The sequence below is a fragment of the Streptomyces sp. NPDC051664 genome (genome assembly GCF_044453545.1).
Classification (GTDB): domain Bacteria; phylum Actinomycetota; class Actinomycetes; order Streptomycetales; family Streptomycetaceae; genus Streptomyces.
Window position 1 is genome coordinate 201,575 of the sequence record NZ_JBITCU010000007.1, and the last position, 22,031, is coordinate 223,605.

Here is a 22,031-nt window from a genome sequence, read left to right on the forward strand (position 1 = left end):
CCCGGAACGGAGTTCCGTACGAAGCTACAGAACCTCTAGGTGATCTTGCTCGTGGAATGAGACACCTCCGGAGGCCGTTAGCATGGACATCCGCACCGATCAAGGCCATTTGGGGAAGGTGTCATGACTGCAAACGTCGACGGAGTGCCCGAGAAGTTCGCGTCGCTCGGGCTGACATACGACGACGTGCTGCTGCTGCCCGGCGCGTCCGACATGGCGCCCGATCAGATCGACACTTCCTCGTACATCTCGAAGAACGTGCGGGTGAACATCCCGCTGCTGTCCGCCGCGATGGACAAGGTCACCGAGGCCCGCATGGCGATCGCCATGGCCCGCCAGGGTGGCGCCGGTGTGCTGCACCGCAATCTCTCCATCGCGGACCAGGCCAACCAGGTCGACCTGGTGAAGCGTTCCGAGTCCGGCATGGTCACCGACCCGATCACGGTGCACCCGGACGCGACCCTGCGCGACGCCGACGACCTGTGCGCCAAGTTCCGCATCAGTGGCGTGCCGGTGACCGACGGGGCGGGCAAGCTCCTCGGCATCGTCACCAACCGTGACATGGCCTTCGAGGCGGACCGTTCGCGCCAGGTGCGCGAGGTCATGACGCCCATGCCGCTCGTCACCGGCAAGGTCGGCATCTCCGGCGTGGACGCCATGGAGCTGCTGCGGCGCCACAAGATCGAGAAGCTTCCGCTGGTCGACGACGCCGGGGTTCTCAAGGGCCTCATCACCGTCAAGGACTTCGTCAAGGCGGAGAAGTACCCGAACGCCGCGAAGGACAAGGAAGGCCGGCTGCTGGTCGGAGCCGCCGTCGGTGTCGCGGGCGACGCCTTCGAGCGGGCCCAGGCACTCGTCGAGGCGGGCGTCGACTTCATCGTCGTCGACACCGCGCACGGCCACTCCCGTCTCGTCTCCGACATGGTCGCCAAGATCAAGTCGAACGCGTCGGGTGTCGACGTCATCGGCGGCAACATCGCCACCCGTGACGGCGCCCAGGCGCTGATCGACGCCGGCGTCGACGGCATCAAGGTGGGCGTCGGCCCCGGCTCCATCTGCACCACCCGCGTGGTCGCCGGAATCGGCGTTCCGCAGGTCACCGCGATCTATGAGGCATCGCTCGCCGCCAAGGCGGCCGGTGTCCCGGTCATCGGCGACGGCGGTCTGCAGTACTCCGGAGACATCGCCAAGGCCCTGGTGGCCGGTGCGGACACCGTGATGCTCGGCTCGCTGCTGGCGGGCTGCGAGGAGTCCCCGGGTGAGCTGCTCTTCATCAACGGCAAGCAGTTCAAGTCGTACCGCGGCATGGGTTCGCTCGCCGCGATGCAGACGCGTGGCGACCGCAAGTCGTTCTCCAAGGACCGCTACTTCCAGGAGGGCGTCGCCTCCGACGAAAAGCTGGTCCCCGAGGGCATCGAGGGCCAGGTCCCGTACCGCGGCCCGCTCTCGGCGGTCGTCCACCAGCTCACCGGCGGTCTGCGCCAGTCGATGTTCTACGTCGGCGGCCGCACCGTCCCGGAGCTCCAGGCCAACGGCCGGTTCGTCCGGATCACCTCGGCGGGGCTCAAGGAGAGCCACCCGCACGACATCCAGATGACGGTCGAAGCGCCGAACTACAGCAGGAAGTAACGCAACAGAACAGGTGAGGGGCGGCCCGGGCGTACTGGGACCGCCCCTCACCTGTGTGTCGGGGATACTGGAAAACGCAGACAGTACGCCTAGGGAACTGAAAGGCCACACCATCGTGACTGAGATCGAGATCGGGCGCGGCAAGCGCGGCCGCCGGGCGTACGCCTTCGACGACATCGCCGTCGTGCCGAGCCGTCGCACCCGCGACCCGAAGGAGGTCTCGATCGCCTGGCAGATCGACGCCTATCGGTTCGAGCTGCCGTTCCTGGCCGCTCCGATGGACTCCGTGGTCTCCCCGCAGACCGCGATCCGGATCGGTGAGCTGGGTGGTCTCGGCGTCCTCAACCTCGAAGGCCTGTGGACCCGGCACGCCGACCCGCAGCCGCTCCTCGACGAGATCGCCGAGATGCCTGTGGAGTCGGCGACCCGCCGCCTCCAGGAGATCTACGCCGCGCCGATCCAGGAGGAGCTGATCGGGCAGCGCATCAAGGAGGTGCGCGACTCCGGTGTCGTCACCGCCGCCGCGCTCTCGCCGCAGCGCACCGCCCAGTTCTCCAAGGCCGTCGTCGACGCCGGCGTCGACATCTTCGTCATCCGCGGTACGACGGTCTCCGCCGAGCACGTCTCGGGTGCGGCCGAGCCGCTCAACCTCAAGCAGTTCATCTACGAACTGGACGTCCCGGTGATCGTCGGCGGCTGCGCCACCTACACCGCGGCCCTGCACCTGATGCGCACCGGCGCGGCCGGTGTCCTCGTCGGCTTCGGCGGCGGCGCCGCGCACACCACGCGCAACGTCTTCGGTATCCAGGTCCCGATGGCGACCGCGGTCGCCGATGTGGCCGGGGCCCGCCGCGACTACATGGACGAGTCCGGTGGCCGGTATGTGCACGTGATCGCGGACGGCGGCGTCGGCTGGTCCGGCGACCTGCCGAAGGCCATCGCCTGCGGCGCCGACGCCGTGATGATGGGCTCCCCGCTGGCCCGTGCGACGGACGCGCCCGGCCGCGGCCGGCACTGGGGCATGGAGGCGGTCCACGAGGACGTGCCGCGCGGCAAGCTGGTGGACCTGGGCTCCGTCGGCACGACGGAGGAGGTCCTCACCGGCCCCTCGCACACCCCTGACGGCTCGATGAACATCTTCGGTGCACTGCGCCGGGCGATGGCGACGACGGGGTACAGCGACCTCAAGGAGTTCCAGCGCGTCGAGGTGACGGTGGCGGACTCGCAGCACCGCCGCTGACACGGTCCGGCCTCCGGGGCCTGAAGCACCGATCAGGTGCTTCAGGCCCCGTTCCATGTCCGGCTGCCTGTCATGTGCCGGCTGTTGTGCGGGTGGACGGTGCCCTGGGATTGCGAAGGCTCAGATCTTGATCAAACTCGCCCGCTTCGGCAGCGGCTCCCATTCGGTCACTGTTAGTTTTGATCTGTACAGGACGACTAACGGGCTTAGGGGAACACGAGGCCGTCAGTCGTTTTCGACTGATGTCTCTGTCGTTTCTGCCGCTTCTGTCGGCGGAGCGATGGGAGACGAGGGGGAATTTTGACCAGGAGTTCTTTTTCGTGGGCTCGTGCGGGCCGTAGCTCCGTCGTGGTTCTGGCTCTGGTGGCTGGAAGTCTGGGCATGGCAGCGGGACCCAGCTCCGCAGCCCAGAAGAGCTGCGCTGCGCGTTACAAGGACACATTCGGCCACCCCAAGGCCTATAACTTGTGCAACATCAAGAAGGTCAAGTACATCGGTCTGCAGACAGGCAAGAACTACATCGCGATCGTCCGGGGGCGCGGCCCCATGACGCTGACGCTCACGAACATCGAGACCGTGAGCAACACCAAGAGCTCCAAGTTCGATGTCACTGCCGGAGCGGTCTCGGCGGCGGTCGGCTTCGACGTCACCAAGTCGCGGGCGAAGAGCATGTCCGGTAGCTGGGTTGTTCCGAAGAGGAAGTTCGGGACTCTGAAGGCGTATCCGGTCTACAAGGCCTACTCCTTCGAGGCCTATGGCAAGTTTGACGGCAAGCTTGTCGGCAAGGGAGTGGCCCGAAAGGCCATTGGCTACCACTACACGCATTCCGCGAAGTAGGTACAGGGTGGGGGCCCGGCACCTATTGTGCCGGGCCCCCGCTGACCAACCCGCTGCCTCCCTCGCGATGGCGAATCCCTCGTAGCCGGCGATACCGAGAAAGGCGACGGCTATGAAGCCTGCTTGCTCACTCCACGCCTGGACCAGGCCGCTCAGCCGGGAGGCGAGGGCTTGCGGAATGCCGGATGGTGGCGGACCGGGCTGACCCAGATGGGGTTCACCGAAGGTACGAAACTCGTCGCACGAGCGTGCGACGAGTTCTCGGACATCAGCAGCACGCTCCGACAGCGCCGTAGCGTGGAGCGCTGATCAGAGCCGGTGCGCGGCTCCCGCCGGGGTCGCGCCCCGGGTGTCCAGGAGGAGTTGGGCCTTCACTGCGAGGCCCTGCAGGTCGTACGTACGGTGGTGCTGGAGCAGCACCGTCAGGTCCGCGCTCGACGCCGCTTCGTACAGTGAGTCCGCGCGCGGCACCGGCAGTTCGCGAACGCGCCAGTCCAGGACGTGCGGGTCGTGGTAGCCGATCTGCGCACCCATGTCCATCAGCCGGTTGGCGATCTCCCGCGCAGGGGAGGCCTCCTGGTCGGCCAGGTCCGGCTTGTAGGTGACGCCGAGGAGCAGGACCCGGGCGCCGCGGACGGACTTGCCGTGTTCGTTCAGCAGGGTGGCGCAGCGCTGGATCACGTAGCTCGGCATCCGGTCGTTGATCTCCTGGGCGAGCGAGACCATCCGCAGCGGGTGGCCGGGGGTGCGGCTGCTGTACGGGAGGAAGCCCGGGTCGACCGGGGGGCAGTGGCCGCCGACGCCGGGGCCCGGGCGGAACGGCTGGAAGCCGAACGGCTTGGTCTCGGCGCACCGGATGACGTCCCAGAGGTCGACGCCGAGGTCGTGGCAGAGCACCGCCATCTCGTTGACCAGCGCGATGTTGACGTGCCGGAAGTTGGTCTCCAGAACCTTCGTCATCTCGGCCTCGCGCGGCCCCCGGGCCCGTACGACCTTGTCGGTGAGCCGGCCGTAGAAGGTGGCGGCCGATTCGGTGCAGGCCGGGGTGAGGCCACCGATGACTTTGGGGGTGTTGCTGTAGACGTGGGTGCGGTTGCCGGGGTCGAGGCGGCTGGGGGAGCACGCGAGGTGGAAGTCGCGGCCGGCGCACAGCCCCGATCCCTCTTCGAGGAGGGGGCGCACGAAGTTCTCGGTGGTGCCGGGGGGCACGGCCGATTCGAGCAGGACGGTGGTGTGCGGGCGCAGCCGGGCGGCGAGGGCGCGGGCGGCGTCGCCGACGGCGGTGAGGTCGAGGGTGCGGTCGGCGCCGAGGGGGGTGGGCGCGCAGATCACGGCGGTACGGACCCGGCCGAGCTCGGCCGGGTCGGCGGTGGGCCGGAAGCCCCCCGAGAGCATCCGGCGGATCTCCGAAGCGGTGAGGGAGCCTTCGACGGGTGTGCGGCCGGCGGAGAGCTCGGCGAACGGGCGGGGGTCGGTGTCGTAGCCGACGGTTTGGATACCGGCGGCTACGGCGGCTTGGGCGAGGGGCAGGCCGAGGTGACCGAGTCCGATGATGGCGAGGTCTGCGGGCATGTGGGTGGCCGTCCTTCCCTAAGACCATGAAGGCAGAAAGCGCAACCGCTGGGGACAGTGCAATGTCACACTAGGCGTAAATATGACCTATATGTCGCATTGTGCGGCTCTCGTCGACCGGGTGTTGTCCACAGGCAGTGGCTGAAGTCGCGGACCGCGGACAGAATCGAGTGGTGGGCACGGGCACCCGACCCCGCGGTCGGACCGCATCCCTGTGCCGGACCACCCCGATCTACCGGGAGGCAGCAGTGAGGACAGCGACACTGGGACCCGCGGAGCGTGCCGAGGCGCTCGCCGCGCTGGCCGAGCGCGAACTGGACGTGCTGGTCGTGGGAGCGGGCGTGGTCGGCGCCGGGACGGCGCTGGATGCGGCCACAAGAGGACTCTCGACCGGGCTGGTCGAGGCGCGCGACTGGGCTTCCGGCACGTCGAGCAGGTCGAGCAAGCTGATCCATGGCGGGCTGCGCTATCTGGAGATGCTCGACTTCGCGCTCGTACGGGAGGCGCTGAAGGAGCGTGGGCTGCTGCTGGAGCGGCTGGCCCCGCACCTGGTGAAGCCCGTGCCGTTCCTCTATCCGCTGCAGCACAAGGGCTGGGAGCGGCTTTACGCCGGTTCGGGTGTCGCGCTGTACGACGCGATGTCGGTGTCGTCGGGACACGGTCGCGGGCTGCCCGTGCACCGGCATCTCTCCCGCCGCCGCGCCCTGCAGGTCGCGCCCGCGCTCAAGAAGGACGCGCTGGTCGGAGCGTTGCAGTACTACGACGCCCAGATGGACGACGCCCGCTACGTGGCGACGCTGGTGCGCACGGCCGCCGGCTACGGCGCGCACGTGGCGAACCGGGCACGGGTGATCGGCTTCCTGCGGGAGGGCGAGCGGGTCGTCGGCGCGCGGGTGGAGGACGTCGAGGCAGGCGGGGAGTACGAGGTCAGGGCCAAACAGGTGGTCAACGCCACCGGGGTGTGGACGGACGACACCCAGGCGCTGATCGGCGAGCGCGGACAGTTCCATGTCCGGGCGTCCAAGGGCATCCATCTGGTCGTCCCGAAGGACCGCATCCACTCCTCGACCGGTCTGATCCTGCGGACCGAGAAGTCCGTGCTGTTCGTGATCCCGTGGGGGCGCCACTGGATCGTCGGGACGACGGACACCGACTGGGACCTGGACAAGGCCCATCCGGCGGCGTCCAGCGCCGATATCGACTACTTGCTCGAACATGTCAACTCGGTCCTGACCACCCCTCTGACCAGGGACGACGTTCAGGGTGTCTATGCCGGGCTGCGTCCCCTGCTGGCCGGTGAGTCGGACGCGACCAGCAAGCTCTCGCGCGAGCACACGGTGGCGCATCCGCTGCCGGGCCTCGTGGTCGTCGCGGGCGGCAAATACACGACCTACCGGGTGATGGCGAAGGACGCCGTCGACGAGGCGGTCCACGGCCTCGACCAGCGGGTGGCGGACTGTGTCACGGAGGACATCCCGCTGCTGGGCGCGGAGGGATACCGGGCCCTGTGGAACGCGCGGGCGAGGATAGCGGCCCGCACCGGGCTCCATGTCGCCCGAGTGGAGCATCTGTTGAACCGGTTCGGATCCATGACCGAGGAGATCCTCGAACTGATCGTCGCCGACCCCTCGCTCGGCGAGCCGCTGCCCGCGGCGGACGACTACCTGAAGGCCGAGATCGTCTACGCCGCCTCGCACGAGGGGGCCCGCCATCTCGACGACGTGCTGACGCGGCGGACCCGGATCTCCATCGAGACCTTCGACCGGGGCACCCGCAGCGCAGGGCTCTGCGCGGAGCTGATGGGGTCGGTGCTGGGGTGGAACAAGAGCCAGATCGAGCGGGAGGTGGAGCACTACGAGAAGCGGGTACAGGCGGAGAGGGAGTCGCAGCGTCAGCCGGACGACCAGACGGCGGACGCGGCGCGGCTCGGCGCACCGGACATAGTGCCGGTCTGAGCCGGTCCGCGGCCCGGCCGTGACGTGCCGGACAGCCCCTGGTGAGGCCGGCAGAACTCGGCGTCGAGAAGGGCCGGTTCGAGCGTGGCATCGGACAGGCTGTCCGTGTTGATGCGGAACGTCAGGGTGTGCCGGCCGTCGCGGGTGGCGGCCGTGCGGACGTAACTGCCCGCTATATGGCCGTTATGGCCCCAGACAGTGGTGCCGCAGGAGAGCTTCTGCGGGTAGATGCCCATGCCGTAGATCCCGTCCGCCGTACCGGTGCTCAGCAGGGCGTTCAGCTGGGCGGGCGGGAGCAGGCGCCCGCTCAGCAGGGCAGCGTAGAAGCGGTTCAGATCGGCGAGTGTGGAGATGAGTTCGCCCGCGGCGCCCGCGGTGCGCGGGTCGAGGTCGGTGACATCGCGGAGGCTGCCGTCGGCCGGGTCACGCGAGTAGCCGCGGCCGTGCGGTGCGGGCAGCGCGGTGCGGGCGCCGGGAAGCGACGTGCCGGTGAGATGGAGGGGGTTGATGATGCGGCGGCGGATCTCGGTGGCGTAGCTGTGTCCGGTGACGTGCTGAACGACGAGGCCGAGCAGGACGTAATTGGTGTTGGAGTAGGCGAAACCGCCGGTGGCGCTCGTGGGGTGGTGCGCGACGGCCGCTCGCACGGCGGCGGTGGCGGTGACGGGGTGGGCATCCGTGTCGGCTGTGTAGTCGTACAGGCCGCTGGTGTGGGTGAGCAGGGCGCGCAGGGTGATGCGGCGCCCGTCGTTGCCGTGTCCGGAGACCAGTCCTGCCAGATGCCGGTCCACGGTGTCCGACAGTTGCAGCCTGTGCTCCCGGGCGAGTTGGAGGACGACCGTGGCGACAAAGGTCTTGGTGATGCTGCCCGCCCGGAACCGGTCCTGCCGCCGGATGCCGGATCCTGTCGAACGGTAGGTGTCGTACGGGGTGGCGGAGGCTCGATGGGCCAGAAGGGCCGCAGTCGGAGCGCCGCCCTGGGCGACGAGCCGGGGGAGGTAGGAGGCTGCGGGAGTCAGATGTGGTTCGCTGGGCAGGCTCGCTGTTCCGAGGCCGAGCAGCATTATCACCAACGGGGTGATGAGCAGCGACCTGATTATCGGCATGGCAGGGAGTCCCTTCCTCCGGCCACATCATGACGGACCACGGACCCGGCACCATGACCGGTCCCGGGGTGAGGGACAATGAACGCTCTGCCAGGGCGGGTTGATCGCAGAGGGGACGCATGTCGGAGGCGGAGCAGGCACGGGAGCCCCAACGGGACACGGATGGACGTCTCCTTGCGGGTAGGTACCGGCTCGGGGAGGTGCTGGGCCGGGGCGGTATGGGCACGGTCTGGCGTGCCGTCGACGAGACGCTGGGCCGCACGGTGGCGGTCAAGGAGCTGCGGTTCCCGTCGGCCATCGACGACGACGAGAAGCGCCGGCTGATCACTCGCACACTGCGCGAGGCGAAGGCGATCGCCAGGATCCGCAACAACGGCGCGGTGACGGTCTACGACGTGGTCGACGAGGACGACCGGCCGTGGATCGTGATGGAACTGATCGAGGGCAAGTCGCTGGCCGAGGCGGTGCGCGAGGACGGTGTGCTGACGCCGAAGCGCGCGGCCGAGGTCGGCCTTGCCATCCTCGACGTGCTGCGTCTGGCGCACCGCGAGGGCATTCTGCACCGCGACGTGAAGCCGTCCAACGTGCTGATCTCCGAGGACGGCCGGGTCGTCCTGACCGACTTCGGCATCGCACAGGTCGAGGGCGACCCGTCCGTCACCTCGACGGGCATGCTCGTCGGCGCCCCCTCGTACATCTCGCCGGAACGCGCCCGCGGGCACAAGCCCGGACCGCCCGCCGACCTGTGGTCGCTCGGCGGACTGCTGTACGCGAGCGTCGAGGGCTGCCCGCCGTACGACAAGGGGTCGGCGATCGCGACCCTGACCGCGGTGATGACCGAGCCGCTCGACCCGCCGAAGAACGCGGGGCCGCTGGAGGAGGTCATCTACGGCCTGCTCGCCAGGGACCCGGAGCAGCGGCTCGACGACGCGGGTGCGCGGGCCCTGCTCAACGATGTGATCCACGCAGCCGACAAGCCCGCCCCTGTGGTGCCCCCGCCGGCCGACTCCACCCAGGTGATGGCGCTGCCCGGCCGCGTCGTGGGCCCCCGCACCAAGGGGGCGTCGAAGAAGCTCGGGGAGGCCGGGGAGGGTGCGCGTGACCGCCTGCGTGGCGCGCTGCGCTCTGTGCGGAACGCGAAGGCGGCGCCCGGCGCCGGTGCGGGTGTGGCTGTCGCCGCCTCGACGTCCGCTCCTGCCGCCTCGCCTGCGCCGCGGACGGCTCCTTCGGCTCCGGCCCGGCCCACGGCTTCGCCGGCCTCCGCCGTCGGCGGCGTACCCCCGCAGCGTCCGGGCGGGTCGTCGAACGCGCCGGTCCGGGCGTCCATCACGGACGTGGTGCCCCGCCGCACCCTGGCGATCATCGCGGTCGTCATCGTGCTCGCCGTGCTCGGCACGGTCCTTGCGCTCACGCTCGGCGGGGGTGACAAGGACAACGGGAGCAGCGGTTCCGCCAAGGGCGGCACCTCCGCCTCGGCGGGCGGCGCCTCTGCCGACACGGACAAGGGCGACGCAAGCGGCAAGGACCAGGGCCAGGACCCGAGCAACGGTCAGGGCAAGGACAAGGGCGAGGGCAAGGACAAGGACGACGACTCGGGCAAGGGGTCGGACGACTCCGGGACCGGGAGTTCGAAGGCCGGCGACGCGCTGCCCGCCGGGTACAGGACGGTCACCAACAAGCAGTTCCACTTCGCGATGGCGATGCCCAAGAACTTCACGCGCTACAAGATCGCGGGCAGTAACTCGGGTCAGATCTACGCCGTCGACGGTGGATTCCCGCGCGTCCAGATCGACTACAACAGCTCGCCCGGGAAGGATGCCGCTGCCGCCTGGAACGCCGCGAGGAGCGCGGTCGCGGCCAGCAGTGACGGCTACCGGCACCTCGGGATAAGGAAGGTCGAGTTCAACGGCTACCCGACCGTCGCCGACTGGGAGTTCGAGCGTACGCAGCAGGGCCAGCGGGTCCGGGTGCTGAACCGTGGTTTCCGGGCCGACGACACGCACGGCTACTCGATCATGATCAGCTGCAAGGCGAGCGAGTGGAACGGCAAGGAGTGCCGGACGCTGCGCGAGACGGCCTTCGCCACGTTCAAGCCCAAGGACTGAGCGCCGGGTTGCGGCGACCTGCCGCACGGTCGGCACTTGCCACGTATTGTGAGAGCTTGAGAACCGTACGCAGCCGAATGCATAGGTCAATTGCACGGTAAGTGACCGCAATTGACGGGTTGGTACGGGATTTGTGGCCGGGGGGACAGCGCGCTCTGGGGAGGCGTCGTGGACGACTATGCGGGTCGGGTGCTTGCCGACCGCTACCGCCTGCCGCTGCCTCCGTCGGACGAGTACGAACTGGTCGAGACCCGGGCGTTCGACACGGCCAGCGGTCAGGAAGTCCTGGTGCGTCAGCTGCCGTTGCCGGAGGTCGTGGACGCCGAGGTGCTCGACGCCGACGGGCTGCCCTCGACGGCCCGGCGGACCACCGGGCGCGCGGTGCGGCGGTCCACGGACCCCGCGGTCCGGCGCGCGATAGAGGCCGCACAGGCCGCCGCCCAGGTGCCCGACCATCCGAGGCTCGACCAGGTCTTCGATGTGTTCGCCGAGGACGGGTCGCTCTGGATCGTGAGTGAGCTGGTCGCTGCCCGCCCGCTGGCCGCGCTGCTCGCCGAGCGGCCGCTGAATCCGTACCGGGCCGCCGAGATCGGCTCTGATGTGCTGACGGCCCTGCGGGTGCTCCACGCGCACGGCTGGACCCACCGGAACATCACCGTTCGTACGGTGCTGATCTGCGACGACGGGCGCGTCGTGCTGACCGGCCTGGCGGCCGGGGCGGCGGAGGAGGCGCTGTGCGGGTACATGCCGACGCCGCAGCCCGACGACGAGGACGCGTACGGGCAGCCCGCGGTCGAGTCGGGCCCGACCGGTCCGTACGTTCCGCCCACCGCGTCGCTGTCGCCCTCCGGTCCGGCCGGGATCGCCGGTCCGGGCGAGGCCATCGATCATCCGGTCGAGTCCGTCGATCCGGTCGGGCTGCCGGCCTCGCGCCACCCCGCCGGTGAGCTGGAAGCCGTACGCCGGCCGCCGGACCCCGACACTCACGACGCGGGCGGCGCCGCGGAGTTGCGGGCCGCACGCGCCGGAGCCATCGCCGCCTACCGGGCGGGCACCCGCGCCGCCGCACGCGTCAGCGAGGAGCGGCGACAGGCCGGGACGAGTGAGCCGGCGGAAGCGGAGGAGACCGGCGTCCTTCCCGTGCAGCGCCCCGGACGGCCCGACACCGGCCGGGTGCAGCCCACGGGAGGCTGGGGCCCCACCGCCGACGACCCGTACGACGACGAGGGCGGCGAAGAGGACGACAACGGGTACGGCATCCCGTACGGCAGCGACAGGGGCGACGACGGCGACGGCGGTCACCGCGGGCAGGGGCCGCCCGGCCGGCGGATGCACCTGACCGGCACCTGGGGCGACGGCGCCGACTTCGGGCGCCCCGTTCCCGCCGGAGGCTCCAACGAGGATGCCCTGCGCGCCGACGCACGGCGCCATGGCACCACCTCCGCAGCGGAACACCGACACCAGCAGCCGCAACAGGTCACCTCCGGCCGCTGGGACGACATCGTCGCCGGTGACCGGGGGAGTTCCGCCTACCGCGGCCCCGCCACCACCCTGGCCGCCGAGCGCGCCCGGCAGACCCGGATCGCCGTCGTCGGTGCCGTCACCGAGCGCTGGGCGCCCGAGCAGGCCGGACCGGTCCACGAGAACTGGCAGTTGGCGCCGCCCATCGGCCCCGCCACCGACCTCTGGGCGCTCGGCGCCCTGCTCTACCGAGCCGTCCAGGGCCATGCCCCGTACCCCGAGGAGAACGCGGCCGAGCTCGTCCAGATGGTCTGCGGCGAGCCGCCCGCCTTCGCCGAGGAGTGCGGTCCGCTGCGCCCCGTCGTCGAGTCGTTGCTGCGCCAGGACCCCACCGAGCGGCCGGACTTCGAGGAGCTGCGCGGCTGGCTGCGCTCTCTCGTTCGGTCGGCGCCCGAGCCCGAGGCCGGTCTCGATGTCGTGCCCGTGCCGTCCGGCGACGACACCCGGCTGCCCGTCGTACGCCGCCGGGGCGAGCTGGTCCGTAAGCGTCGCGGCCGCCTGGGCAGCGCCTCGGCGCACGGCCGCCACCGCCAGACGAGGGAGAGGCCCGGCCGGTACGAGCGGCCGCGGGTCGAGAGGGCGCCCAGGGCCCCGCGTGAGCCCAAGGGGCCCAAGGCGTTGCGCACCCCGCCCCGTCCGCAGCAGGGCGACGGGCGCGCGCCGCGGTGGCTCGGGCGCCTGCTGCTCGTGCTGATCCTGCTGGCCCTGGCCGCGGCCATCGCGTACGCCGTGATGTTCATGCCCAAGGCCGGCACCGGATCCGACTCGAAGGGATCGGGCCCGGCCGCCACGGACACCGGCGCCCCCGGCACGTCCGACGGGAAGGCGCCGTCGCAGTCGCCCCGGTCGTCGCCCGGCACCCAGAAGCCGCAGACCAGCCGCTCCGCCGTCGCGCTCGCCCCCGGATACACCCTGCGCAAGGACGAGGAGGGCTTCGAGGTCGGCGTGCTGAAGGGCTGGCAGCGCAGCCCCGCCGACGCGGACCGGCAGATACGGTACGGCAGTGACGGGTTCAGTCTGCTGGTCGTGCCGGGGCGTGACACCGTGCGGGCCAACGGTGCTGACCCGCTGGTCTACCAGCGCGACAAGGAGCGGGAGTTGCAGCCCTTCCGGGACTCCAGCTGGTCCTCTGCGACGGGGCTGCGCCGTATCGACGTCGGCCGACAGGCCATGGCGGAGGGCCAGTTCACCTGGCAGGACGACACGGGGCGCGAGGTCTATGTCCGCAACCTCGCGATGATCGTCGACGGCCGCTACCACGTGCTCCAGGTGATCGGCCCGGACAGTGAGCGTGACAAGGTGACAGCCATCTACGAACAGGCCATCGCCTCCTACCGCGTGACTTCCTGAATCGGCGGCAGGAACGCGGTCGGCCGCGCGACAAGCATCACAGTGCGATCTCGTGAGCGATGCGAGGTTCCGTGGCCGTACCTTCCCTCCGTAACCTGGCAGCCGAAGGAAACGGGGCGGGGACAAGTGGACCGATCACAGGAAACGGGCGCGGGGCTGGTACTGGCCGGAAGATACCGGCTCGGTGAAGTCCTCGGGCGCGGAGGCATGGGCAAGGTCTGGCGTGCCCACGACGAGGTGCTGCACCGCACGGTGGCTGTCAAGGAGTTGACCGCCGGGCTGTACGTCGCGGAGGCCGACCGGGTGGTGCTGCATGCCCGTACCCAGAAGGAGGCCCGGGCGGCGGCCCGCATCACCCATCCCGGCGTGGTCACCGTCCATGACGTGGTCGAGTACGACAACCGGCCCTGGATCGTCATGCAGTACGTCGACGGGCCGTCACTCGCCGACGCCGCCAAGGAGAGCGGCGAGATCGCGCCGCGCGAGGCGGCCAGGATCGGCCTCCATGTCCTGAGTGCCCTGCGCGCCGCGCACAGCGCCGGTGTGCTGCACCGGGACGTGAAGCCCGGCAACGTACTCCTCGCCCGTGACGGGCAGGTGCTGCTCACCGACTTCGGGATCGCCGCGATAGAGGGCGACTCGACGATCACCAGGACCGGTGAACTGGTCGGTTCCATCGACTATCTGGCGCCCGAGCGGGTACGGGGCGGCGACCCTGGCCCCGCGTCCGACCTCTGGTCCCTCGGCGCCACGCTCTACACCGCGGTCGAGGGGTGTTCGCCGTTCCGTCGTACGTCCCCGATCTCCACCATGCAGGCCGTCGTAACCGAGGAACCACCGCCGCCCGCCCGGGCCGGGGTGCTGGCACCGGTGATCACTGCACTGCTCCGCAAGGACCCGGCGGACCGGCCGTCGGCGGCCGAGACGGAGCGGATGCTGCTGCAGGCGATGGAGGGCCGCGAGCCCCGGGCGGCGCAGGCCTACGTCCCGACCCAGCGGGTGTCCGAGGAAGCCCTGCGTTCGATGGGCCCGGACGGCACGGTCGGCACCGGAGCGGAAGCACGCGTCACCGTCCCGCAGTTCACCGCCACGCCGGTGACCCGCCGCAGCCGCGGCCGTTGGCGTACGACGATCCTGGTCGTCGCCCTCGCGGCGCTGGTCGGCGGCGGCGCCGGACTGGCCGCGATGAAGTACGGCGACAACTCGGGGGCGGACTCCGCCGGGAGCGGTTCGCTGCACGGCAGCAGCACTTCGCCGCGGCCTTCGGCGGAGACATCGAAGAGCCCACCGTCCACCGCGGTCGTGCCCGACGGCTGGCATCGGGAGGACGACCCCGAGGGGTTCAGCCTGGTCGTACCGGACGGCTGGAAGCGCCGGGCGGACAGGCAGAACGTCGACTACACCCCGGACGACGGCAACCACTACATCCGGATCAGCGTCGACCCGGAGCCCGACTTCGAGAACTCGTACATGCACATGCTCAACATGGAGAGGGACCTCGCCGGGCGGCTGCCCGGGTACGAGCGCAAGACCCTGCACTCCAAGTACTACCGCGATCGGCCGGGTTCCCTCTGGGAGTTCACCTGGACCGAGTCCAAGGATCACCCGGGCCCGCGCCACGCGATCGACCAGATGTACTACGAGGAGGAGGGCGGCCCGGAGTACGCGCTGTACATGACGGGTCCGGCCGACGACTGGGACACCACCCGGGACCAGTTCGACACGATGCTGCGCGGCTGGCGTGCACCGGCCGGCACCGGCTGAGACTGCCGGGATTCCATCGGCCACAAACCGCAGTAGCTCCCTGATCAGGGGCTTTGTTGCCAGTGATCACTGGCTCGTTTGTGGGGAGTGTGAAAACCTATTACCGACGGGTACCCAAAGCGGTGGGGTGGACATACCCTCGCCCTCATGACGGACTCGACGGATTCACAGGCATCTGCCGCCCCCCTCGGTACCAACCCCGTGGTCGCCGCCCCCGCGGGTGTGCGCACGGCTGCCGATGTGGTGACACCCGAGGTGATCGCCCAGCTCACCCGTGGTGTCGTCGGCTCCGGCCGTACCGCGAACCACACCCCGTTCACCGGGGAGAAGCTGGCCGACCTGCCCGAGTCCACGCCCGAGGACGTCGCGACAGCCTTCGAGCTTGCCCGCGCCGCCCAGCCCGCCTGGGCCGCCACCCCGGTCCGGACCAGGGCCGCCGTCCTCCTCCGCTTCCACGACCTCGTGCTCGAGCGGCAGGCGGAGGTCCTCGACCTCATCCAGCTGGAGACCGGCAAGGCCCGGCTGCACGCCCACGAGGAGGTGCAGGCGGTCGCCGTCTCCGCCCGGCACTACGGGCGCAGGGCGGCCTCGTACCTGAAGCCGAAGCGCCACACCGGTGTCGTGCCGACGCTGACCAAGGTCACCGAGCTGCGGCAGCCGCGCGGTGTCATCGGCCAGATCGCGCCGTGGAACTACCCGTTCGAGCTCTCCGTCGGCGATGCGCTGCCCGCGTTCGTCTCCGGGAACGCCCTCGTGATGAAGCCTGACACGGAGACCGCGCTGACCGCGCTCTGGGCCCGTGACCTGCTGATCGAGGCCGGGCTGCCCGCCGAGGTGTTCCAGGTCGTCCTCGGTGACGGACCGGTCGTCGGGCCCGAGGTCGTCAAGCACGCCGACTACGTCTCGTTCACCGGCTCCACGCGCACCGGCCGCGAGGTCGCCCAGGGTGCCGCCGCCCGCCTGGTCGGCGTCTCGCTGGAGCTCGGCGGCAAGAACGCCATGCTGGTCCTCAAGGACGCCGACGTGGAGAAGGCCGCCGCCGGTGCCGTCCGCGCCTGCTTCTCCTCCGCCGGACAGCTCTGCATCTCCATCGAGCGGCTGTACGTCCACGAGTCGGTCGCCGACGACTTCGTGGAGCGGTTCGCCACCCGCACGAAGGCCATGCGGCTCGGCAACTCCCTCGCGTACGGCGCCGACATGGGTTCGCTCGTCGGCGAGCGCCAGCTGGAGACCGTCACCCAGCATGTCGCGGAGGCCGTGGAGAAGGGCGCCACGCTCGTCGCCGGCGGTGTCGCCCGCCCCGACATCGGCCCGCTGTTCTACGAGCCGACCATCCTCGACGGCGTCGAGGCGCCGATGGCCGTCTGCACCCAGGAGACCTTCGGCCCGGTCGTCTCCGTCTACCGCTTCTCCGACGAGGACGAGGTCATCGCCCTCGCCAACGCCACCCCGTACGGCCTGAACTCCAGCGTCTGGACCAAGGACTCCAGGCGCGGTCACGAGGTCGCCGCCCGGCTGCGCACCGGCACGGTCAACATCAACGAGGGGTATGCCCCCGCGTACGGCAGCGTGCAGTCCCCGATGGGCGGCATGAAGGACTCCGGCCTCGGCCGGCGGCACGGCTCCGAGGGCATCCTCAAGTACACGGAGGCCCAGACCGTCGCCCAGCAGAGGCTGATCCCGCTCGCCCCGTCCTTCGGGATGGACGACGAGAAGTACGCGGCGTTCATGAGCCGCAGCCTGAAGGCGATGAAGGCGTTCCGCCTGCGCTGACCCCCGTAACACCGCGGCACCTTCTGCCCTTTTCGTACCGAGGAGAGCCATGTCCCAGGACAGCCCTGCCCAGAATCAGGCCGTACCGGCCGACGAGACCGATGACGACGCGGCGTACGACTACGACGTCCTTGTCGTCGGCTCGGGCTTCGGCGGTGCGGTGTCGGCCCTGCGGCTGACCGAGAAGGGGTACCGGGTCGGGGTCCTGGAGGCGGGCCGCCGCTTCACCCCCGGCACCCTCCCCAAGAACTCCTGGGACATCAAGAACTACCTGTGGGCCCCCGCACTCGGGCTCTTCGGCATCCAGCGTGTGCATCTGCTCGGCAATGTGATGGTGCTCGCCGGCGCGGGTGTCGGCGGCGGCTCGCTCAACTACGCCAACACGCTGTACGTACCCCCGGCACCGTTCTTCGAGGACCGGCAGTGGGCCGCCATCACCGACTGGCAGGACGAGCTGGCGCCGTACTACGACCAGGCCACGCGGATGCTCGGAGTCCGGCTCAACCCGACGATGACCCCGTCCGACGTCCATCTGAAGGCGACCGCGCAGACCATGGGGGTCGGCGAGACCTTCCATCTCGCCCCGGTCGGCGTCTTCTTCGGCGACGGCAAGGACGCCGACGGTACGGCGAGGGCGAAGCCCGGTGAAACGGTCGCCGACCCGTACTTCGGCGGCGCGGGGCCCGCCCGCAAGGCCTGCACCGAGTGCGGGGAATGCATGACGGGCTGCCGTCACGGCGCGAAGAACACCCTCAACGAGAACTACCTCCACCTCGCCGAGAAGGCCGGAGCGGTCATCCACCCGATGACCTCCGTGGTCGCGATCACGGATGACCCGGAGGGCGGTTACCACGTCACCACCGTCCCGACGGACCGCCGCAGGAAGGGCAGGCCGACGCTGCTGCGCGCTCGCGAGGTGGTCGTGGCGGCGGGTACGTACGGCACCCAGACCCTGCTCCACACGATGAGGGACCAGGGGCTGCTGCCCCGGCTGTCGTCGCGGCTCGGCGAGCTGACCCGTACCAACTCCGAGGCGCTCGTCGGCTCGCAGACCAGCGACCGCCGCTACCGAAAGAAGCACGGCACCGCGAAGGCCGACTTCACCCAGGGCGTCGCCATCACCTCGTCGATCCACCCCGACGAGAACACCCACATCGAGCCGGTCCGCTACGGCAAGGGCTCCAACGCCATGGGCGCGATGTCGATCCTGCAGGTGCCGTACGGCGGCCGCCGGGTGCTGGGCTGGCTCGGCAACATGGCCAGGCACCCGGCCCTCGCCGTGCGATCGCTCTCCAATCGGCGCTGGTCGGAGCGGACCATCATCGGCCTCGTCATGCAGTCGCTGGACAACTCCCTGACGACGTACCGCAAGCCGGGCGGTATCGGAAAGGGCCTGCTCACCGCCCGCCAGGGGCACGGCGCGCCGAACCCGACCCAGATCGAGGAGGCCACACGCAGCGCCTCGCTGCTCGCCGAGGAGATCAACGGGTTCGCCGGTTCGAACGTCGGGGAACTCATGGGTACCCCGCTCACCGCGCACTTCCTCGGTGGCTGCCCGATCGGTGCCGACGCCGAGGAGGGGGTCATCGACCCGTACCACCGGCTGTACGGGCACCCGGGTATCTCGGTCGTCGACGGCTCGGCGGTCTCCGCGAACCTCGGCGTCAACCCGTCGCTGACCATCACCGCGCAGGCGGAGCGGGCCATGTCGTTCTGGCCCAACAAGGGCGAGGCGGACCCGCGTCCGGCGCAGGGCGAGGCGTACGAGCGGCTGGCCGCGGTCGAACCGAAGGCGCCGGCGGTGCCGAAGGAGGCCTTCGGCGCGCTCAAGCTGCCGTTCCTGGGCCTTCCCGCGGTCCCGCCGAAGAAGAACGCAGACAAGTAGAAGAGAAACAGGGCAGCGGAAAGGGGCTGCACCCCCCTCCGAGTGCAGCCCCTCACGCCTACCGGTGATGTCGCCCGTTACGCGGCGGCGTCACCGTTCCTGCGGCGCCGCACGACGAACATCGCACCGGCCACCGAGCACTACGGCCGCGCCGCCCGCGAGGGCGAACATCGGCACTGCGGAGGACGAACCGGTCTCGGCGAGCGTGCCAGGCCTTCCGCGTGGCCGGGTCACGGCTGGGGCCGGTGTCCTGCATGCATGACCCGTGGTCCGGGGTAATGGTTGTCCGGATACTCACAGAATCCTTATGTGATGCCCGTCACGCCTCCCCCTGTGGCCCCTCCGGTACCTGTGGTGCCGCCGTCGTCGCCCTGCTGACGCGACGGCTCCGCTGCGCCTCCAGGGGCCGGCAGCCACGAGAGGGTCACGACATGACCAAGGGCCCCGTGGGCCGTGAACCGGTCCATGGGGCCCTTGTGGATCAGCACCGGTGTCAGGACGGCGCCGGTACCGAGAAGCGGTGCCGGGGATCGTCGCAGAGTGAGGTGCATCGGGTCTGCGCCCCCGGCGTACGGGGGCGCAGGAGTGGCGTCCACCCAAGTCAGAGGTGGTGCGAAATGGGGGGAGGCGTGCCCTACGCGTCGTGCTGGACGGGCTGCGCCTTGCGCAACCGTTTCGACCGGATACGGCCGGCTCCGGGCGTCCCCGAAGCCGACCGTTCTTGGGGTGACCGGGCTGCTGTCCCCTGCCGACCGGTCACGCACGCTGGGGCGCGGTCCCACGGCGTACCTGCAGTACGCCACACGCTCCAGCGGAGCCACGCGTGGTTACTTCGAAAGCCGCCCCTGGCTGGCACGGACACCGGGACCAACGAAGTCACCGTCCGCCCGGTCACGCGCCGTACGGGTGAGAGTCGGCCCGAACGCAGATACGCCCGTACGCCCCGCGGCCGGTGCGGCAGCCGCGCAGGTCTCACACGCGGCCGCGGCACAGCTCCAGCAGCGTCATGGCGAGCGAGGTGCCGGGCTTGCCGAGCGCGTCCCGGTACTGGCCGAGGATCTCCATCTCGCGGGAGAGGTTGACCCGGCGGCCACCGGAGGTGACCCGGGCCTCCTGGATGACGGCCGAGACGGCCATCCGTTCCTGGACGAGCCCGATGATCCGGTCGTCCAGTGAATCGATGCGCTCTCGGGCTCCGGCGATCAGCGCGGCGGCCTCGTCGGTGTGCGCACCGGTCTTCTCGGTGGGGGTCTTCTCGGCGAGCTTCTTCGCGGCGACGGCGGTGCTGTTCATTCCGTGACTCCTGATGTCCTGGTGGGGTGCGGCCCCCCGGAGCGATCGGACCCGGAATGCCAGAACGCCCCGGGCCTGTCGGCCCGGGGCGCCTGGAACGTTGCTTGTCAGTGGCTCAAGCAGCACGACCATGGCAGCCGGCGGGCCGGGTGCCATAGGTAAAGACGTAGGTCGTGTGCTGACGCATGCCCTCAGTATGGACCCGCCCCCGCCGGTGGTCCAACGCGGCGCCCGGATGGTGAGACGCCGTGGTGACGGCGGCCGACGACCCGTCCCGTCGGACGCGAACAGGGTCTCCCTCGCATCCCCGGTAGAATCGGGAGGACCGACCCCCCTTCACCGCCGGAAGGCCGCCCGTGCCAGCAGCACCCCCCGCCGCCCCCGACACCGCACCCGACGTGGTCCTTGTTGTCGACTTCGGCGCGCAGTACGCCCAGCTCATCGCCCGACGCGTCCGTGAGGCCCGGGTCTACAGCGAGATCGTCCCGTCCACGATGCCGGTGGCCGAGATGCTGGCCAAGAATCCCCGGGCGATCATCCTGTCCGGCGGCCCCTCCTCGGTGTACGCGGAGGGCGCGCCCAGCCTCGACCGCTCGCTGTTCGAGGCCGGGGTCCCGGTCTTCGGCATGTGCTACGGCTTCCAGCTGATGGCCACCACGCTCGGCGGGACCGTCGACGACAACGGTGCCCGTGAGTACGGCCGCACCCCGCTGACCGTCTCCAAGACCGGCTCCACGCTCTTCGAGGGCACGCCCGCCGAGCAGTCGGTGTGGATGTCGCACGGCGACGCCTGCTCCGCCGCCCCCGAGGGCTTCACCGTCACCGCGTCCACGGACGTCGTGCCGGTCGCCGCCTTCGAGAACGACGAGAAGAAGCTGTACGGCGTCCAGTACCACCCGGAGGTGCTGCACTCCACGCACGGCCAGCAGGTCCTGGAGCACTTCCTCTACCGCGGCGCCGGCATCGAGCCGACCTGGACCACGACCAACGTGGTCGAGGAGCAGATCGCGCTGATCCGCGAGCAGGTCGGCACCAAGCGCGCCATCTGCGGGCTCTCCGGCGGCGTGGACTCCGCGGTCGCCGCAGCCCTCGTGCAGAAGGCCATCGGCTCCCAGCTGACCTGCGTGTACGTGGACCACGGTCTGATGCGCAAGGGCGAGACCGAGCAGGTCGAGAAGGACTTCGTGGCCGCCACCGGCGTCCAGCTGAAGGTCGTCGACGCCGAGGAACGGTTCCTGAAGGCGCTTGCCGGGGTCTCCGACCCCGAGCAGAAGCGAAAGATCATCGGCCGCGAGTTCATCCGTGTCTTCGAGCAGGCCCAGGCCGAGCTCGTCGCCGAGGCGGGCGCGGCCGGCGAGGACGTCGCGTTCCTCGTGCAGGGCACGCTCTACCCGGACGTCGTGGAGTCCGGCGGCGGCACCGGTACCGCCAACATCAAGTCCCACCACAACGTGGGCGGTCTTCCCGACGACATCGAGTTCCAGCTCGTCGAGCCGCTGCGCCAGCTGTTCAAGGACGAGGTCCGGATGGTCGGCCAGGAGCTCGGCCTGCCGGAGGAGATCGTCCAGCGCCAGCCGTTCCCCGGCCCCGGACTCGGTATCCGGATCGTCGGCGAGGTCACCAAGGACCGGCTCGACCTGCTGCGCGAGGCCGACGCCATCGCCCGCGAGGAGCTGACCGCGGCCGGACTCGACCGTGACATCTGGCAGTGCCCCGTTGTCCTCCTGGCCGATGTCCGCTCGGTCGGCGTCCAGGGCGACGGCCGCACCTACGGCCACCCGATCGTCCTGCGCCCGGTCTCCTCCGAGGACGCCATGACGGCCGACTGGTCGCGTCTGCCGTACGAGGTTCTGGCGAAGATCTCCACCCGCATCACGAACGAGGTCGCCGACGTCAACCGCGTCGTCCTCGACGTGACGAGCAAGCCGCCGGGCACCATCGAGTGGGAGTAGCCCTCCCCCGCAGAGTCAACGTGATGCCGTCGCTCATTCGTTTGAGCGG

At 70.2% G+C, this 22,031-nt stretch carries 13 protein-coding genes; 10 read left to right on the plus strand and 3 right to left on the minus strand.

Features of this window, described 5'->3' with window-relative positions; all coding sequences use genetic code 11:
- The first annotated feature begins 123 nt into the window (after window positions 1–123).
- The 3 genes from guaB (at window position 124) to ACIA8E_RS16350 (ending at window position 3,706) form a co-directional block, all read left to right on the plus strand.
- On the plus strand, window positions 124–1,629 hold the full coding sequence (guaB, locus tag ACIA8E_RS16340; protein ID WP_399298454.1) for an IMP dehydrogenase: 1,506 nt from the start codon (window positions 124–126) through the stop codon (window positions 1,627–1,629).
- A 115-nt stretch (window positions 1,630–1,744) separates the two neighbouring features.
- A complete protein-coding gene (locus ACIA8E_RS16345; protein ID WP_030914322.1) occupies window positions 1,745–2,869 on the plus strand; it encodes a GuaB3 family IMP dehydrogenase-related protein in 1,125 nt (374 codons plus the stop codon).
- A gap of 381 nt (window positions 2,870–3,250) precedes the next feature.
- Entirely contained in the window at window positions 3,251–3,706 is a 456-nt protein-coding gene (locus tag ACIA8E_RS16350) for a hypothetical protein (RefSeq protein ID WP_399298456.1), read from the plus strand.
- Between the two features lie 309 nt (window positions 3,707–4,015).
- On the opposite strand, the gene ACIA8E_RS16355 is transcribed toward ACIA8E_RS16350, so the two are convergent.
- Window positions 4,016–5,278 (minus strand): nucleotide sugar dehydrogenase, encoded by a 1,263-nt coding sequence (locus ACIA8E_RS16355; RefSeq protein WP_399298458.1) that lies wholly within the window; start codon window positions 5,276–5,278, stop codon window positions 4,016–4,018.
- 248 nt (window positions 5,279–5,526) lie between these two features.
- Here ACIA8E_RS16355 and ACIA8E_RS16360 point away from each other — a divergent pair, with 248 nt between their 5' ends.
- On the plus strand, window positions 5,527–7,233 hold the full coding sequence (locus tag ACIA8E_RS16360) for a glycerol-3-phosphate dehydrogenase/oxidase (RefSeq protein WP_399298460.1): 1,707 nt from the start codon (window positions 5,527–5,529) through the stop codon (window positions 7,231–7,233).
- Here ACIA8E_RS16360 and ACIA8E_RS16365 read toward each other — a convergent pair.
- Window positions 7,170–8,339, minus strand: a complete 1,170-nt coding sequence (locus tag ACIA8E_RS16365) for a serine hydrolase domain-containing protein (protein ID WP_399298462.1) — start codon at window positions 8,337–8,339, stop codon at window positions 7,170–7,172. The genes ACIA8E_RS16360 and ACIA8E_RS16365 overlap by 64 nt on opposite strands.
- Before the next feature lie 119 nt (window positions 8,340–8,458).
- Here ACIA8E_RS16365 and ACIA8E_RS16370 point away from each other — a divergent pair, with 119 nt between their 5' ends.
- From ACIA8E_RS16370 to ACIA8E_RS16390, 5 genes are all read left to right on the plus strand, one after another.
- Window positions 8,459–10,444 (plus strand): serine/threonine-protein kinase, encoded by a 1,986-nt coding sequence (locus ACIA8E_RS16370; protein ID WP_399298464.1) that lies wholly within the window; start codon window positions 8,459–8,461, stop codon window positions 10,442–10,444.
- A 168-nt stretch (window positions 10,445–10,612) separates the two neighbouring features.
- A complete protein-coding gene (locus ACIA8E_RS16375) occupies window positions 10,613–13,315 on the plus strand; it encodes a protein kinase (protein WP_399298466.1) in 2,703 nt (900 codons plus the stop codon).
- A 126-nt stretch (window positions 13,316–13,441) separates the two neighbouring features.
- Entirely contained in the window at window positions 13,442–15,079 is a 1,638-nt protein-coding gene (locus tag ACIA8E_RS16380) for a serine/threonine-protein kinase (RefSeq protein ID WP_399298468.1), read from the plus strand.
- A 147-nt stretch (window positions 15,080–15,226) separates the two neighbouring features.
- Window positions 15,227–16,852, plus strand: a complete 1,626-nt coding sequence (locus ACIA8E_RS16385; RefSeq protein WP_399298470.1) for a succinic semialdehyde dehydrogenase — start codon at window positions 15,227–15,229, stop codon at window positions 16,850–16,852.
- A gap of 49 nt (window positions 16,853–16,901) precedes the next feature.
- The gene (locus tag ACIA8E_RS16390) at window positions 16,902–18,737 is read left to right on the plus strand and encodes a GMC oxidoreductase (RefSeq protein ID WP_399298472.1); all 1,836 of its coding nucleotides are present in this window, start codon (window positions 16,902–16,904) and stop codon (window positions 18,735–18,737) included.
- 972 nt (window positions 18,738–19,709) lie between these two features.
- Here ACIA8E_RS16390 and ACIA8E_RS16395 read toward each other — a convergent pair.
- A complete protein-coding gene (locus ACIA8E_RS16395; RefSeq protein ID WP_327126410.1) occupies window positions 19,710–20,030 on the minus strand; it encodes a chorismate mutase in 321 nt (106 codons plus the stop codon).
- A 356-nt stretch (window positions 20,031–20,386) separates the two neighbouring features.
- On the opposite strand from ACIA8E_RS16395, the gene guaA reads away from it, so the two are divergent.
- Complete coding sequence (gene guaA / locus ACIA8E_RS16400) at window positions 20,387–21,982, plus strand: glutamine-hydrolyzing GMP synthase (protein WP_030968960.1); 1,596 nt, start codon at window positions 20,387–20,389, stop codon at window positions 21,980–21,982.
- The last annotated feature ends 49 nt before the right edge of the window (window positions 21,983–22,031 follow it).